The 15,366-nt window shown below is 69.4% G+C and carries 14 protein-coding genes; 4 read left to right on the top strand and 10 right to left on the bottom strand.

The features are described from left to right. The 4 genes from urtB to AC1RL8_RS29655 all read right to left on the bottom strand — a co-directional run bounded on the left by urtB (window position 1) and on the right by AC1RL8_RS29655 (window position 3,954). Window positions 1-903, bottom strand: coding sequence for an urea ABC transporter permease subunit UrtB (gene urtB, locus AC1RL8_RS29670; RefSeq protein ID WP_492686863.1), 903 nt, complete (start codon window positions 901-903; stop codon window positions 1-3). A 5-nt stretch (window positions 904-908) separates the two neighbouring features. Next, window positions 909-2,102, bottom strand: a complete 1,194-nt coding sequence (gene urtA / locus AC1RL8_RS29665) for an urea ABC transporter substrate-binding protein (RefSeq protein WP_487850437.1) — start codon at window positions 2,100-2,102, stop codon at window positions 909-911. A 400-nt stretch (window positions 2,103-2,502) separates the two neighbouring features. Beyond that, window positions 2,503-2,997, bottom strand: a complete 495-nt coding sequence (locus AC1RL8_RS29660) for a hypothetical protein (RefSeq protein WP_095948507.1) — start codon at window positions 2,995-2,997, stop codon at window positions 2,503-2,505. Further along, window positions 2,998-3,954: a LysR family transcriptional regulator gene (locus AC1RL8_RS29655; protein ID WP_492686864.1), complete on the bottom strand. Its 957-nt coding sequence runs from the start codon at window positions 3,952-3,954 to the stop codon at window positions 2,998-3,000. Between the two features lie 95 nt (window positions 3,955-4,049). Here AC1RL8_RS29655 and AC1RL8_RS29650 point away from each other — a divergent pair, with 95 nt between their 5' ends. Next, complete coding sequence (locus tag AC1RL8_RS29650) at window positions 4,050-5,039, top strand: NAD-dependent epimerase/dehydratase family protein (protein ID WP_492686865.1); 990 nt, start codon at window positions 4,050-4,052, stop codon at window positions 5,037-5,039. 7 nt (window positions 5,040-5,046) lie between these two features. On the opposite strand, the gene AC1RL8_RS29645 is transcribed toward AC1RL8_RS29650, so the two are convergent. The 5 genes from AC1RL8_RS29645 to AC1RL8_RS29625 form a co-directional block, all read right to left on the bottom strand. Next, entirely contained in the window at window positions 5,047-5,991 is a 945-nt protein-coding gene (locus AC1RL8_RS29645; RefSeq protein WP_492686866.1) for a glutaminase, read from the bottom strand. Further along, on the bottom strand, window positions 5,988-6,896 hold the full coding sequence (locus AC1RL8_RS29640) for a DMT family transporter (protein ID WP_492686867.1): 909 nt from the start codon (window positions 6,894-6,896) through the stop codon (window positions 5,988-5,990). Before AC1RL8_RS29640 ends, AC1RL8_RS29645 begins: the two co-directional genes overlap by 4 nt. 93 nt (window positions 6,897-6,989) lie before the next feature. Beyond that, window positions 6,990-7,493, bottom strand: coding sequence for a BON domain-containing protein (locus AC1RL8_RS29635; RefSeq protein ID WP_492686868.1), 504 nt, complete (start codon window positions 7,491-7,493; stop codon window positions 6,990-6,992). Next, complete coding sequence (locus AC1RL8_RS29630; RefSeq protein ID WP_354346178.1) at window positions 7,490-7,999, bottom strand: flavin reductase family protein; 510 nt, start codon at window positions 7,997-7,999, stop codon at window positions 7,490-7,492. The genes AC1RL8_RS29635 and AC1RL8_RS29630 overlap by 4 nt, the downstream gene beginning before the upstream one ends. A gap of 50 nt (window positions 8,000-8,049) precedes the next feature. Continuing rightward, window positions 8,050-8,964: a LysR family transcriptional regulator gene (locus AC1RL8_RS29625; RefSeq protein WP_492686869.1), complete on the bottom strand. Its 915-nt coding sequence runs from the start codon at window positions 8,962-8,964 to the stop codon at window positions 8,050-8,052. A gap of 121 nt (window positions 8,965-9,085) precedes the next feature. Between AC1RL8_RS29625 and AC1RL8_RS29620 the strand changes: the two genes are divergently transcribed. Further along, on the top strand, window positions 9,086-11,089 hold the full coding sequence (locus tag AC1RL8_RS29620; RefSeq protein ID WP_492686870.1) for an alkyl/aryl-sulfatase: 2,004 nt from the start codon (window positions 9,086-9,088) through the stop codon (window positions 11,087-11,089). A 7-nt stretch (window positions 11,090-11,096) separates the two neighbouring features. Here the strand turns inward: AC1RL8_RS29620 and AC1RL8_RS29615 are convergent, their stop codons facing one another. Further along, complete coding sequence (locus tag AC1RL8_RS29615; RefSeq protein WP_062470462.1) at window positions 11,097-12,326, bottom strand: nucleoside recognition domain-containing protein; 1,230 nt, start codon at window positions 12,324-12,326, stop codon at window positions 11,097-11,099. 96 nt (window positions 12,327-12,422) lie between these two features. Here AC1RL8_RS29615 and AC1RL8_RS29610 point away from each other — a divergent pair, with 96 nt between their 5' ends. Together AC1RL8_RS29610 and AC1RL8_RS29605 are read left to right on the top strand one after the other, a co-directional pair. Then, complete coding sequence (locus AC1RL8_RS29610) at window positions 12,423-14,015, top strand: phospholipase D family protein (RefSeq protein ID WP_062470465.1); 1,593 nt, start codon at window positions 12,423-12,425, stop codon at window positions 14,013-14,015. Between the two features lie 85 nt (window positions 14,016-14,100). Then, the gene (locus tag AC1RL8_RS29605; protein WP_095747388.1) at window positions 14,101-15,270 is read left to right on the top strand and encodes an ABC transporter substrate-binding protein; all 1,170 of its coding nucleotides are present in this window, start codon (window positions 14,101-14,103) and stop codon (window positions 15,268-15,270) included. Window positions 15,271-15,366 lie beyond the last annotated feature (96 nt).

Raw genomic sequence — 15,366 nt, 5'->3', positions numbered from 1 at the left:
TCAGCTCCTCGACCGCGTGGCGAACAGGCCGTTGGGCCGGAAGTACAGCACCGCGATCACCAGCAGCAGGATCGTGGCCTTGGCCATCGAGCCGCTCATCAGGTACTCGAGCCAGGTCTGCGACTGCGCGATGGCAAAGCCCGAGAGCGCGGTGCCGATGAGGCTCTGCACGCCGCCGAACACCACCACGATGAACGAGTCGACGATGTACAGCTGGCCAGTGCCGGGGTTGGTCGAGCCGATCATCGTGAACACCGAACCGGCGATGCCCGCCAGGCCCGAGCCCAGCGCGAAGGTCATCGCGTCGACGCGGTGCGTGTCGATGCCCACCGCGCCGGCGATGGCGCGGTTCTGCGTCACCGCGCGCACCTTCAGCCCCCACGGCGTGCGGTACAGCAGCAGGTACACGCCGACCGCCACCAGGGCCGTGAGCCCGACGATGAAGATGCGGTTCAGCGGCAGCTGGATGCCCGCCGTCGGCTCCCACGCCCCCGCCAGCCACGAGGTCAGCGGCACGCTCACTTCCTGCGCGCCGAAGATCGAGCGGTAGGCCTGCTGCAGCATGAGGCTCAGGCCCCAGGTGGCCAGCAGGGTGTCCAGCGGGCGGTCGTAGAAGAAGCGGATGAAGCCCCGCTCCAGCACATAGCCGAACGCGAAGGTCACAGCGAACGCGAACGGAATCGCGGCGAACAGGTACAGGTCCATGAAGCCCGGCGCGTAGTGCGCGAAGAAGCGCGCCGCCAGGTAGGTCATGTAGGCGCCCAGCGCCATCAGCTCGCCGTGCGCCATGTTGATGACGCCCATCAGGCCGAACACGATGGCCAGCCCGATGGCCATGAGCAGCAGGATGGTGAACAGGCTCACGCCGTTGAACACCTGCATCACCGCGATGTCGAAGTTCATCGCGTTCAGACCTTCGGGAAGGGGTTGGGCTCGACCAGCTGCGGCGATTCCCACACGATGTCGAACTGCCCGTCGGGCCGCGCGCGGCCCACGCGCACCTTCTTCCACACATGGTGGTTGGTGGCGTGGATGCGCACCGTGCCCTCGGGCGCCTCGATCTCCACGCCCGCGGCGGCGGCCGTGACCTTGTCCACGTCGAAGGACTTGGCCTTTTCCACCGCCAGCTTCCACAGGTACACGCTGTTGTAGGCCACCTCCATCGGGTCGCCGATCACGCGGTCCTGCCCGTACTTCGCCTTGAAGGCCTTCACGAACTTCTCGTTGGCCGGCGACTTGATGCTCTGGAAGTAGCCCATGCAGGCGTAGTAGCCGGCGGCGTTGTCGCGGCCGATGCCGTCGATCTCGTTCTCGGACACCACGGTCGAGAGCAGCACCTGCTTGGCGCCGTCCAGGCCCGCCGCGCGCAGCTGCTTGTAGAAGGCCACGTTGGAGCCGCCCACCACCGTGCTGTAGATGCAGTCGGGCTTGGCGGCCTTGATCTTGTTGATGATCGACGAGAACTCGGTGTGGCCCAGCGGTGCGTACTCCTCGCCGAGCACCTTGCCGCCGGCCTTCGCGATGGCGGGCTTGGCGATCTTGTTGCAGGTGCGCGGGTAGATGTAGTCGGAGCCGACGAGGAAGAAGTTCTTGCCCTTCTCGCGCGCCATCCATTCCACGGCCGCGATCACCGACTGCGTGGCTTCCTGCGAGGGGTAGAACACGCGCTTGTCCTGCTCCTGGCCTTCGTAGTAGGTCGGGTAGAACAGCAGGCCCTTGGCCTGGTTGAGCACCGGCAGCAGCGCCTTGCGCGAGGCCGAGGTGTAGCAGCCGATGATGGCCGCCACCTTGTCGCGCTCCAGCAGCTTGCGGGCCTTCTCGGCGAACACCGAGTTCTCGCTCGCACCGTCTTCGACCACGGCCTCGATCTTCTTGCCCATCACGCCGCCGGCGGCGTTGATCTCCTCGATGGCCAGCTTCTCGGCATCGACCAGCGAGGCCTCGGCGATGGCGATGGTGCCCGAGAGCGAATGCAGCAGGCCGAGCTTCACGGTGGCGCCGTCCTGCGCGCGCGCCAGGCCGGCCACGCCGCCGGCGGCGCCCAGCACGATCATCGAGCCGCCCGTCTTCACGATCTGGCGGCGGTTGAAAGCGTTCGTCATGTCAAATTCCTTTGCTTTGGTTTTGTGCGAGTCATCAGGAACATCCGACCTTCGGAACCGCGTTTGGGGTGTCTCCTCCCGCCGCGCGGCCCCTGCAAACGAGCGCTGTGCTGCCAGTGCTTTTTCTTCGGGCAAAGCTGCGCCACCGGATGACGCGCATCCGTTTGAAAAAGGCGTTGTTGCGACCGAAAAAACAAAAAAGCCCGAACCGGTGGTGAAACCGATTCGGGCTTAATTGCCCGACACCTCGCTGGCAGCACTGGCAGCGGGCGTCGTATGACTGGGAACGATTGCTCGTTGGGGCGGATTCTTCTCAACTCACCCCGGCGTGAACATACGCTCTTTCGCTAATTGGCGAAAGGGCGGCGCGTGTGCTATTCGCGCGCAGCGCCTGAACACATCAGCTGCGCGGGCGTGCGTAGTCCGACTCGATCCACGCGGTCGCGCTCGAGGTCGTGAGCCGGAACGCGGGCGACACGTTCACGCTCGCCAGTTCCGAGTCGTCGGCATCGTCGTAGGCCGTGAGCGTGGCCGAGGGGTTGTCTTCGTCGGGCACGATCGACAGGGCCACGCGAATGCGCTGGTCGTTGCGCGCGGTGACCGTCACGCTCTTGTTGAGCGTGGCGTGCAGCTGCTGCTCGTGGCGGCGGATCACCTCGGCGGCGGTCTTCACCAGCGTGTGGAAGGCGGGGGTGTCCAGCGGCTTGGGGTTCTTCTTGTCGCGGCCCATGGTCCAGGGGCCGACGAGCGCGGGCTCGGGGTCGCCGTGGCGGGTCATCTCGACGGCCCAGCCGTCGTCTTCCTCGTTCTTGATGATGCGGGCGGTCCAGAGGTCGTCGCGCCAGAGGCGGGGTTCCTGCAGGGGGAGGTGGTCGGGGGAATCGGTCGTCGTCATTCAGGGAGAAGCTTTGGGTCTTGCGCGGGGCATTGTCGCCCGGGGCGCGGGGGCCGCCGCCGCGCCAACGTACTGTTGCAAGCCCTCGACCAGCGCATCGAAGGCCACGCGGCAGCGCGGGCTGTGGCGCAGGTCCTCGTGCATCGTGACCCAGGTGTCGAGCTTGAGCGAGAGCGCGCGCGGCAGCAGGCGCACCAGCGCGGCGTCGCGTTTCGCCAGGCCCACCTGGCACACGCCGATGCCCGCGCCCGCGCGGATGAGGGCCAGCTGCGCGAGGTCGCTGTCGGTGCGCAGCGCAAAGGCATCGCGCGTGAAACCCGTGACCGACTTGAACGACTTGATCGCCTCGCGCACGAAGGCCGAGGGCTGGTCGTAGCCGATGAGCGCGTGCGCCGCCAGGTCGTCGGGCGTGCGCGGCGTGCCGTGGCGCGCGAGGTAGCTCGTGTGCGCATGGAAGCCCAGCTCGATGTTCCCGATGCGGCGTGCCACCAGCTGCGCCTGCCGGGGCCGCACCATGCGCACGGCGATGTCGGCCTCGCGCCGCAGCAGGTCCTGCACGCGGTTGGTCGACACCAGCTCGACCTTCAGCGCCGGGTGCGCCTCGCGCAGCCGCGCCACCACGGGCGGCAGCACCTCCACCGCGACCACCTCGCTGACCGACACCCGCACCACGCCGCGCACGCCGTCGCCCTGGCTGCTGGCCGCGCGCTGCAGCGAGGCCGCGGTGCTTTCCATGGCCTCGGCATGCGTGCGCAGCGCCAGTGCCACTTCGGTGGGCAGCAGGCCCACCTGCGAGCGGGTGAAGAGCACCACGCCGAGTGCTTCTTCGAGCGCCGCCACGTGGCGCCCCACGGTGGGTTGCGTGATGCCGAGCGCGCGCGCCGCGCCCGAGAGCGAGCCTTCGCGCAGCACGCCGAGGAAGGAGCGGTGCAGCTCCCAGCTGATGTTCCAGGTCATACGGAAATGTATGGCCGATGGTGCATGTTCGGCAATTCCATTCGAACCCCATCCTGCCCAGAATTCACCCATCGATCACTGTTCAGGAGCATTTCATGGCACGCAACGACAACACGGTTCTGGTGCTCGGCGCCACGGGCGGCATCGGCGGCGAGGTGGCCCGCCAGCTGTGCGATGCGGGCTGGGAGGTGCGCGCTTTGAAGCGCGGCGCGGTCGAAGGAAAGCGCGAGGGCATCACCTGGCTGACCGGCGACGCGATGGACGCGCAGGCCGTGCGGCGGGCCGCGAAGGGCTGTTCGGTCATCGTGCACGCCGTCAATCCGCCGGGCTACCGCGGCTGGTCGGAGCTGGTGCTGCCGATGCTCGACAGCACCCTGGCCGCCGCGAAGGCCGAGGGCGCGACCGTCGTGCTGCCCGGCACGGTCTACAACTTCGGCCCCGATGCCTTCCCGCTGCTGGCCGAAGACTCGCCGCAGCGCCCGCTCACCGCCAAGGGCGCGATCCGCGTCGAGATGGAAAGGCGCCTCGAAGAAGCCAGCCGCGAGGGCGCGCGCGTGCTGATCGTGCGCGCCGGCGACTTCTTCGGCCCGAAGGCCGGCAACAACTGGTTCTCGCAGGGGCTGGTGAAGGCGGGCCAACCCGTCCGGGCCGTCAGCTGCCCCGGCGACCCCGGTGTCGGCCACCAGTGGTCGTACCTGCCGGACGTGGCCCGCACCATGGTCGAGCTGCTGGCGCGGCGCGACCGGCTCGCGCCCTTTGCGCGCTTCCACATGGCCGGCCACTGGGACGCCGACGGCACGCGCATGAGCGACGCGATCCGCAAGGTGGTGGCCCGGCGCACCGGCGCCCAGGTGCGCGTGTCGGCCTTCCCGTGGTGGTTGCTGGCGCTGGCCTCGCCCTTCGTCGTCACCTTTCGCGAACTGCGCGAGATGCGCTACCTGTGGCGCACGCCCGTGGGCATGGACAACGCGAAGCTGGTGGCCTTCCTGGGCCGCGAGCCGCACACGCCGCTCGAGGAAGCGGTGGAGGCCGCGCTCGACGGCATGGGCTGCCTGCCCGGGGCGCCGGTGGCCGTCGCGGCGTGAATGCAGGTCAGAACACCGACAGCCCGGTGCGCGCCACGAACAGCTCCAGCGCCTTCATGCCCAGCAGCGAATTGCCGGTGGCATCGAGCGCCGGCGACCACACGCACAGCGTGAGCTGGTCGGGCACCACCGCGACGATGCCGCCGCCCACGCCGCTCTTGCAGGGCAGGCCGATCGAGAAGGCCACGTCGCCGGCCGCGTCGTAGGTGCCGCAGGTGAGCATGAGCGAGTTGATGCGGCGCGTCTGCCGTTCGCCCGTGACCTCGGGCTCGCCGGCGATCGGGTGCGCGCCGTCGCGGCACAGGAAGGCGGCGGCGCGCGCGAGCTGGCGGCAGCTCATGCGCAGCGCGCACTGGTGGAAGTAGGTGTCGAGCACCTCGGCCACGTCGTTGTCGATCTTGCCGAAGCTCTTCATGAAGTTGGCCAGCGCGACGTTGCGAAAGCCCGTATCGGCCTCCGACTGCGCCACCTCGCCGTCGAAGTCGATGCGCTCGCCGCACAGGCTGGTCATGAGCGCGAGGATGTCGGCCTTGGCACTGCCGCCCCTGGCCTTGGCCTGGCTCACGAGCCGGTCGGCCACCGCGATGGCGCCGGCATTGATGAAGGGGTTGCGCGGCTTGCCTTGTTCGTTCTCCAGCTGCACCAGCGAGTTGAAGGGGTTGCCCGAGGGCTCGCGCCCGATGCGCTCCCACAGCGCGTCGCCCATGCGCTGCATGGCGAGCGTGAGCGTGAAGAGCTTGGACACGCTTTGAATGGAGAAGGGCGTCTCGAAGTCGCCCGCGCCGGCTTCCTCGCCGTCGCAGGTGCGCAGCGCGATGCCGAACTGCCGCGCATCGACGCGCGCCAGCGCCGGGATGTAGCTGGCCACGGTGCCGCCCTGGCCGAGCTGCAGGCGCAGGGTGGCGACGATCTCGTCGAGGACGGGCTGGAACCGGTGGAGTGTCTTGCTCATGCCGGGCGTTGTACCGCAGGCCGCCGGTTCACCAGCACGATGCCCAGCGCCACGCCGATCAGCGCCACCACCAGCTGCAGCGTGAGCGGCTCCTTCAGCAGCGCCACGCCGAAGATCAGCGCGAACAGCGGCGTGAGAAAGGTGAAGGACGACATCTGCGTGGCCGGGTAGTGCCGCAGCAGCCACATCCAGGTGAGGTAGCTGGCGAAGGCGCCGACCACCGTCTGCAGGCCGATGGAGGTCCAGGCCCAGGCGGAGTACGAGAAGCCCCAGGTCTCGCCCAGCGCGAGCGACAGCAAGGGGCACACGGCGGCCGTCACGGCGACTTGGTAGAACAGCGTTTTTTCGGCGCTGGCCGTGGCCAGGCGCGTGGTGCGCAGCGTGAGCGTGGTCAGGCCCCAGAGCATGCCGGCCGCCAGCGCCATGCCGTCGCCGATGAGCTGCGACGAGCTCATGTGGCCGAAGCCTTCGCTGAAGGCCAGCACCACGCCCGCGAAGGCGATGAACAGGCCCAGCCACTGGAAGCCGCGCAGCCGCTCGGCCGGCACCCAGCGCGGCAGCAGCAGCGAGACCCAGAACGGGGCCGTATAGAGGAACACCGTGAGCCGCGAGGCGCTGGTGTGCTGCAGGCCCAGGTAGATGCCGGCGAACTCGCCCGCGAACAGCAGGCCGGCCAGCAGCCCGGGCCACAGCGTGCCGTCGCGCTCGAACAGCGGCACGCGCCGCACCACGCACCACAGCCACAGCAGCGCCACCGCGCCGACCATGCGCACCGTGGCCTGCCACAGCGGCGGCACCTCGGTCACGGTGGTCTTGATGAGGATCTGCTGCAGGCCCCAGAACGCGCAGCAGACGATGAGCAGGCCGATGGCCAGGGAGTCGAGGTGGGTCTTGCGCTGGATCATTCGCGGTCAATCGGTGGCGGCACAGGCGGCGGAAGGGCCGCGGAATTCATCCGATGATCGTAGCGCGCCGGCGCCAAAGCCGTGCGCCAGCGCTCAGTGCCCGGCCAGCGGGTAGGGCGGCTTGCCGCGCGTGCCCACCATCAGGTCGGGCACCACGGTTTCGACGTCGGCCACGGTGCGCGCCGCGCGTTCGAGCCTGCGGACCAGCGCCGCGTCGGGCACGCAGCCCTGCAGGTAGACCCAGCGGCGCTGCACCGTGACCCACACGCTGCTGCGGCGCACGCCCGGCACCGCGAGCAGTGCGGCACGCACCTTGGGCGCGAGCGGCTTGTCGTAGCGGTAGGCGTTGCTGTCGGTGCACTGGCCCGCGAGCCAGCAGCTGGTGCCGCGCTCCAGCCGCGAGTGGGTCTGCGCGCGACGTTCCTCGGCGGTGTAGTAGGGGCCCTGCGGCATGGGGCAGGCCGGCAGGCCCGCGGCGACCTGGAAGAAGGGGTCGTCGAACCAGTTCTGCCGCAGCGGCGATGGCTCGGCGGTGCCCTGCGCCGTGGCGATCCGCGCGGCGAGCAGCAGGACGGCCAGCAGCGCGGGGCGTTTCACAACGGGTGCTCGGTGTAGAAGCGCCCGCCGTGGAACAGCAGCGGCGAGGCGTCGGGGTCGTGCGTGCAGCGCTCCACCTCGCCCACGAAGATCACGTGGTCGCCTTCGTCGTAGCGGCTGCGGTTGAAGCACTCGAAGCTGGCCGCCGCGCCCTGCAGCACCGGCGCGCCGCCCAGGCCGTCGGTGTAGGCCACGTCGGCCCAGCGGTCGATGTTCTTGGTGGCGAAGCGCTCCGCCAGCGCCTTCTGGTTGGCGGCCAGGATGTTGACCGCGTAGTGCGAGCCGGCGCGCAGCGCCGACATCGACGCCGCCGCGCGCGCCAGGCTCCACAGCACCAGCGGCGGCGCGAGCGACACCGAGTTGAACGAGTTGGCCGTGAGGCCGACCAGGCTGCCGTCGGCCGCGCGCGCGGTGACGATGGTCACGCCGGTGGCGAACATGCCGAGTGCCTTGCGGAATTCGCCGGGCGAGAAGGAGGGGGGCTGGGCCCGGCGGGAGGTGGTCACGGGAGAACGGACGGCAAGGCGGTGAACGGCGGAGAAGGGGCCATTTTGGCTCAGGCCCCGGCGACCTGCTTGGCGGGCCCGAGCAACTCGGTCACCAGCCGGGTATAGACCGTGGCGGCCGCCGAGGGCGTGCGGCCCGCCAGCGTCACCAGGCTGTAGTGGGTGCGCATGCGCGACAGGCCCGCCACCGGCAGCGGCGCGAGCGCGGCGGTCTCGGGCGCGAGGCCGGGCGCGTGGGGCGCGAGGATCACCGCGTGGGCCGTGAGCGCGAGGTGCCGCAGCGTGTCGGCGTCGTCGCAGGTCACGTTGAACACGCCGCGGTCGGTGCGGCGGATCTGCCGGTCGAAATGCGCGGCCACCTCGGCCGGCAGGTTGGGGCCGGCCACCGGGTAGTCCATGAGCTGCTCGAGCGTGACCGGCGCCGGCTGCCTGAGCAGCGGATGCCGGGGCCGCACGAAGAAGGACACCGGCACGTTGGGCAGCCGCGCCAGCTTCAGGCCGGGCTGCTTCTTCAGGTCGCGGGTGTCGGCGATGAACAGGTCGATCTGGCGCCGGTGCAGGCGCTCGCTGAGGGTGGGGGTGTCGGCCACCTCCATGCGCATCAGCAGCTGCGGGTGGCGCTGCGTCATGAGCGACAGCGCCGCGCGCCCCAGCAGGCCGGCCGCGAACGGGCCCAGGCCGACGTTGAGGCTGCCGAGCGTGAGGCCTTCGAGCTGCTGCACCTCGCGCTGGATCTGCCGCGCGTCGGCAACCAGCTCGCGGGCCCGTGCCAGCACCAGCTCGCCGGCCTGCGTGAAGCGCACGGTGCCGTAGGCGCGGTCGACCAGGCGGGCCTTCAGCGCCTGCTCCAGCGCGTCGATGCTGCGCGAGAGCGCGGGCTGCGACAGGTGCACGGCCTGCGCGGCACGCCCGAAGCTGCCTTGCTCGGCGAGGGCGATCAGGTGCTGGAGGTGGCGCAGCTGCATTTTGCGTTTCGGTTCAAAAGCAAGCGCACATTTTGCATTTGCCAAGGGGTTGGGCGCTTCCGAAAATCGGCCGCTGCCTTCCGTGCTTCCGTCGTCCGACAGACCCAACCCCGAGACATCGATGACCCGCATTGCTCCTGCCGCTTCTTTCGCGCCCCGCCGTTTCTCTCTGGCCCTTGTCGCCTGGGCCTGCGCCTTCACCGCCACCGCGCAGCCGGTGGTGGTCGCGCCCAAGGCGGCCGAGCCCGTCACGCTGAAGGCCAACGCCGACATGGCGAAGGCGCTGCCCTTCGCGAACAAGCAGGACTTCGAGGACGCGATGCGCGGCTTCATCGGCACCGTGCCCGACGCACTGGTGAGCGGCAGCGGCCCGCGCCCGGTCTGGAACATGAAGCCCTACGACTTCCTGAAGGCGAACGAGGCGGCCGACACGGTCAACCCGAGCCTGTGGCGGCAGGCGCAGCTCAATGCGATCCACGGCCTGTTCAAGGTGACCGACCGCATCTACCAGGTGCGCGGCTTCGACCTGGCGAACGTCACCATCGTCGAAGGCGACACCTCGCTGATCGTGATCGATCCGCTGCTGGCCGCCGAGACCGCGCGCGCCGCGCTGGAGCTGTACTACCAGCACCGCCCGAAGAAGCCGGTCGGCACGGTGATCTACACGCACGGCCATGCCGACCACTTCGGCGGCGTGAAGGGCGTGGTCAGCGAGGCCGATGTGGCCGCGGGCAAGGTGCAGGTGATCGCGCCCTCGGGCTTCATGGAGTCGGCGGTGGCCGAGAACATCCTGGCGGGCAACGCGATGAACCGGCGCTCGCAGTACCAGTTCGGCACGCTGCTGCCGCCGGGCGCGCGCGGCCAGGTCGACACGGGCCTGGGCAAGGCGCTGGCGCGCGGCAGCGTGACGCTGATCGCGCCCACCTCGACCATCGAGAAGACCGCCGAGGAGCGCACCATCGACGGCGTGCAGATCGTGTTCCAGCTGGTGCCGGGCTCGGAGGCGCCGTCCGAGATGCTCATGTACCTGCCGCAGTTTCGCGTGCTCAACATGGCCGAGGACGTGACGCACAACATGCACAACCTCTACACGATCCGCGGCGCCGAGGTGCGCGACGGCAACCTGTGGGCCAAATACATCGACGAGGCCCGCGTGGCCTTCGGCGACAAGACCGACGTGCTCATCGCGCAGCACCACTGGCCCACCACGGGGCGCGAACGCATCGTCGACCTGCTGAAGAAGCAGCGCGACATGTACAAGTTCATCAACGACCAGTCGCTGCGCCTGCTGAACCACGGCTACACGGCGTCCGAGATCGCCGAGACGCTGCGCATGCCTGCGAGCCTGGAGCAGGAGTGGTCCACGCGCGGCTACTACGGCACGCTGCGCCACAACGCGAAGGCGGTCTACCAGAAGTACCTGGGCTGGTACGACGCCAACCCGGCCAACCTGAATCCGCTGCCGCCGGTGGCGCAGGCGAAGAAGACGGTCGAGTACATGGGCGGCGCCGACGCGGTGGTGGCGCGCGCGCGCGAAGACTTCAAGAAGGGCGAGTACCGCTGGGTGGCCAGCGCGATGAGCCAGGTGGTGTACGCCGACCCGGCCAACCGCGCGGCACGCGAACTCGGCGCCGACGCGCTCGAGCAGCTGGGCTACCAGTCGGAGGCGGGCACCTGGCGCAGCGCCTACCTGGTGGGCGCGATGGAGCTGCGCAACGGCGTGCCGAAGATTCCGGGCGGCAGCAGCGCGAACGGCGACACGCTGAAGGCGGTGAGCAACGAACTCTTCTTCGACTTCCTCGGCGTGCGGCTCGATGCGGCCAAGGCCGAGGGCAAGACGATGGTGGTCAACTGGAACTTCACCGATTCGAACCAGAAGTTCGTGCTGACGCTGGAGAACTCGGCGCTCACGCACGTGAAGAACCAGCAGGCGGCCGGGGCGGACGCCACCGTCACATTGAGTCGGGCGACGCTCGACGCGATCACGCTGAAGCAGACGACCTTTCCGGAGGCCGTGCAGTCGGGGCTCGTGAAGATCGACGGCAACCGGGCGAAGCTGGGCGAGCTGTTCGGGATGCTCGACAACTTCGACCTGATGTTCCCGGTGGTCGAGCCCCGCAAGTAGGCAGGCTTCAGCCGAAGAACCAGTAGCAGACCGCAATCGCCGCCACCACCCCCGCCAGCTCCGCCAGCAAGGCACAGGCCACGGTGTGCCGGGCGCGCTGGATGCCCACCGCGCCGAAGTACACCGCCAGCACGTAGAAGGTGGTTTCGGTGCTGCCCTGGATGGTGGCGGCCACCAGCGCGGGAAAGCTGTCGACGCCCTGGGTCTTCATGGTCTCGATGAGCATCGCGCGGGCCGCGCTGCCCGAGAAGGGTTTGACGAGCGCCGTGGGCATGGCGTCGACAAAGCGCGCGTCCCAGCCACCCGCCTGCACCAGCCAGCGCAGGCCGTCGAGCGCGAAGTCGAGTGCGCCCGAGGCGCGCAGCACGCCCACCGCGCACAGCATCGCGACGAGGTAGGGCAGCAGGTGCTTCGCGATGTCGAAGCCTTCCTTCGCGCCTTCGACAAAGGCCTCGTAGACCTTCACGCGCCGGATCGCGCCGGCCGCCAGGAACACGATGATCACGCCGAACAGCGTGAGATTGCCCAGCAGCGACGACAGCGAGGCGATGGCCGCCGCCGACAGCGTGCCCAGCAGCGCCATGAAACCGCCCAGCAGCAGCGCGCCGGGCACCAGGTAGGCCAGCACCACCGGGTCCCACAGCCGCAGGCGCTGCACCACCGCCACCGACAGCAGGCCCACCAGCGTCGAGGCGCTCGTGGCCAGCAGGATCGGCAGGAACACCAGCGTCGGGTCGCTCGCGCCCTGTTGTGCCCGGTACATGAAGATGGTGACGGGAAGCAAGGTCAGTGACGAGGCGTTGAGCACCAGGAACAGGATCTGCGCGTTGGTGGCCGTCACGGGGTCGGGGTTCAGGCGCTGCAGTTCGCGCATGGCTTTCAGGCCGATCGGGGTGGCGGCGTTGTCCAGCCCCAGCGCGTTGGCCGCGAAGTTCATCGTGATGAGCCCGAGCGCCGGGTGCCCCGCCGGCACGCCCGGCATCAGCCGCCGGAACAGCGGCCCGAGCAGGCGCGCGAGCCATCCGACGAGGCCGGCGGTTTCCGCGATGCGCAGGAAGCCCAGCCACAGCGTGAGCGTGCCGAACAGCAGCACCATCACCTCGACGGCCAGCCGCGCCATCGCGAACAGGCTTTCGACCAGCGCCGCGAACACGGTCGGGTCGCCGCCGACGAGCCACCGTCCCAGCGCTGCGAGCGCCGCCATCCCGAAGAACCCCAGCCACAACCCATTGAGCACGCGTTTTTTCCTTCTTTTCGTTGGCTGCCGTGTGTGCCGTTGATCATAGGGCGGCATGCCGCCCCGGCCGGGCTCTGCGGCGCTACAGTGCGACCCATGGCCGCCGCGCTGTTCCGCCTCCGTCGCTTCGTCGCCCTGGTGTCGAGCGGGCTGGCCATCGCCTGGCTCGCGGGCTGCGCCAGCCTGCCGCCGCCGCAGCCGCACCCGGTGCTCACGAACGCGATCACCGACGTGGCCGACACCGACCTGGGCCGGCTGGCCGCCCAGGACGCGCCGCAGGGCGGGGCGGCGGGGCTGTCGGGCTTCCGGCTGCTGCCCGAGGCGGCGTTCGCGTTCGACGCGCGCATCTCGCTGGCGCGGCATGCGCAGAAGTCGCTCGACGTGCAGTACTACCTGATCAGCAACGACGACGTCGGCCTGCTGTTCCTCAAGGAGCTGCGCGAGGCCGCCGCGCGCGGCGTGCGCGTGCGGCTGCTGGTGGACGACCTGTACACGGCAGGCGAGGACGAGGTGTTCAGCAGCCTCTCGGCCTTCCCGAACATCGAGGTGCGGCTGTTCAACCCGCTGCCCTCGCGCGCCGGCTCGCTGCCCGCGCGGCTGCTGTTCTCGCTGGGCGACTTCGGGCGCATCAACCACCGCATGCACAACAAGCTGCTGGTGGCCGACAACAGCTTCGCGGTCTCGGGTGGGCGCAACATCGCCAACGAGTACTTCATGCGCAGCACGGCGGCGAACTTCATCGACATGGACGTGCTCTCCAGCGGGCCGATCGTGCGCCGCATGTCCGAGGGCTTCGACCGCTACTGGAACAGCGAGCACGCCTGGCCCATCGAGCGCATCGCGCCGCGGCGCGTGCCGGTGGAAGAAGCCCAGCGGCGCTTCGACACCCTGGCGCGCGCGGCCGTGCCCGACGTGCCCATGCGCCAGCGCGACATCCTGAACAAGTCGCCGCTCGGCGAGCAGCTCACCACCGGCCGCATCGACCGCTACTGGGCCCCGGCCACGCTGTTCGTGGACGACCCCGACAAGATCACGCGCAAGGCCGAGGCGGCCTACGGCGGCAGCGTGACCGAGGGCGCGCTCGGCGTGATCCAGGCGGCGAAGCACGAAGTCAAGATCGGCTCGCCGTACTTCATTCCGGGCGCGCGCGGCATGGCGATGATGAAGGCGACCATCGAGCGCGGCGGGCGCATCACGGTGGTCACCAATTCGCTGGGCGCCACCGACGAACCGCTGGCCTACGCGGGCTACGAGCGCTACCGCGCCGACATGCTGAAGATCGGCGTCACCATCTACGAGATTGCGCCCACGCTCACCGGGCGCTCGGGGCGCTTCGGCGACTTCGGCAAGTCGATCAGCCGGTTGCACGCCAAGCTGGCCATCGTGGACGACGAGCGCTTCTTCGTCGGCTCGATGAACCTCGACCACCGCTCGGCCGCCGTCAACACCGAGATGGGGCTGGTGATCGACAGCCCGCGGCTGGTGCAGGACTACGACAAGCTCATGAACGGCGAGCGCGTCAACCTGGGCTACCGGCTGCGGCTCGCGCCGGGCGGTCGGCGCGTGCAGTGGCTCGAATACGACGACGCCGGCGGCGACATCGTGCACGAGGACGAACCGGGGGAATTCCTCTGGCTGCGCTTCAAGAACTGGTTGCTTTTACCCATCGTGGGCGAGGAGCTGCTCTAGGGTTTGTCATGACCGATCCAGTGAGGTGCGTTACATTTCTGTTTGAAATGTGAACTTTTGTCACCGACTATTGGAGGCTTTGATCATGACCGTCCCCGTGCCGCGCGAGTCGACCGCGCCGCTTTCCACCAGCCGCCGCCGTGCCCTTTCCGGGCTGGCCGCCACGACGGCCGCCGCGGCCGGCGTCGGGCTGGGATTTCCGGCGTTCGCGCAGAACCGTGCGATCCGCATCGGGACGACCTTCGACAACAGCAGCGTCGAAAAAGCCAACGGCCAGGGGCTGTACCAGGGCTCCACCGCGTTCTTCAACGCGCTGAACAAGGCCGGCGGCATCCACGGCAGCAAGGTCGAGCTCGTGATGGCCGACGACACCTTCAAGCCCGAGGTGGCCAAGGCCAACGCGCTGGCTTTCGAAAAGGACGGCTCGGTGCTCGCGCTGGTGCACCCGCTGGGCACGCGCCAGACCGCCGAGGTGATGGATGCGGTGCCCGGCATGGCCGTGGTCGGCCCGATCACCGGCACCATCGCGCTGCGCAAGAAGACCTCGCCCAACACCTTCTGGGTGCGCGCCAACTACGACCAGGAGGTCGACAAGCTGGTGAGCACGGCCGCCGTGCTGGGCCAGACCCGCATCGGCCTCGTGCATTCGAACGACCCGCTGGGCCAGTCGGTGCTGGCGGCGTTCAAGAACGCGCTGGCCAAGGCCAAGCTGGAGCCGGCGGTGATCGCCACCACGCCCAACACCACGAGCATGGAAGTGGGCCCGGCCGCCGAGGCCATCGCCAAGGCCAAGCCGCAGGTGGTGGTGGTCGGCCTGGCCGGCACGGCGCCGGTGTTCCTGAAGGCGCTGCGCGGCGCGGGCAACAGCAGCTCGGCCTATGGCTTGTCGATCACGGCCAGCGCGCTGTCGGCCATGGGCGACCTGGCACGCGGCCTGGGCTTCGTGATCGTGGTGCCGTCGCCGTACTCGACCAAGTTCGAGATCGTGCGCCGCTACCAGGCCGACATGGTGGCCAACGGCACCAAGGATTTTTCGCTCACCAGCCTGGAGGGCTACATGAACGCCGCCGTGCTGGCCGAGGGCCTGCGCCGCGCCGGCCCCGCGCCGACGCGCGCCGCCGTGCTCGGAGGCATGGCGAGCATCGAGAACTTCGACCTGGGCGGCGTGAAGATCAACTACGGCCGCTCCAACCGCGAAGGCGGCCAGTTCGTGGACGTGGCCGTGATCGGCAGCCGCGGGCAGATGCTGAGCTGATGCGGTCGAGGCGTACCGCGCGCTGCGGCGCGCGGTACGCCTGCCGGTACGCCGGCACACGCGCGGCCCTGTCGCGGGCCGGCGTGCTTACAGTGC

This window comes from Variovorax sp. GW822-FHT04E09 (genome assembly GCF_058800845.1).
This window is presented reverse-complemented; position numbering and strand designations above follow the sequence as displayed.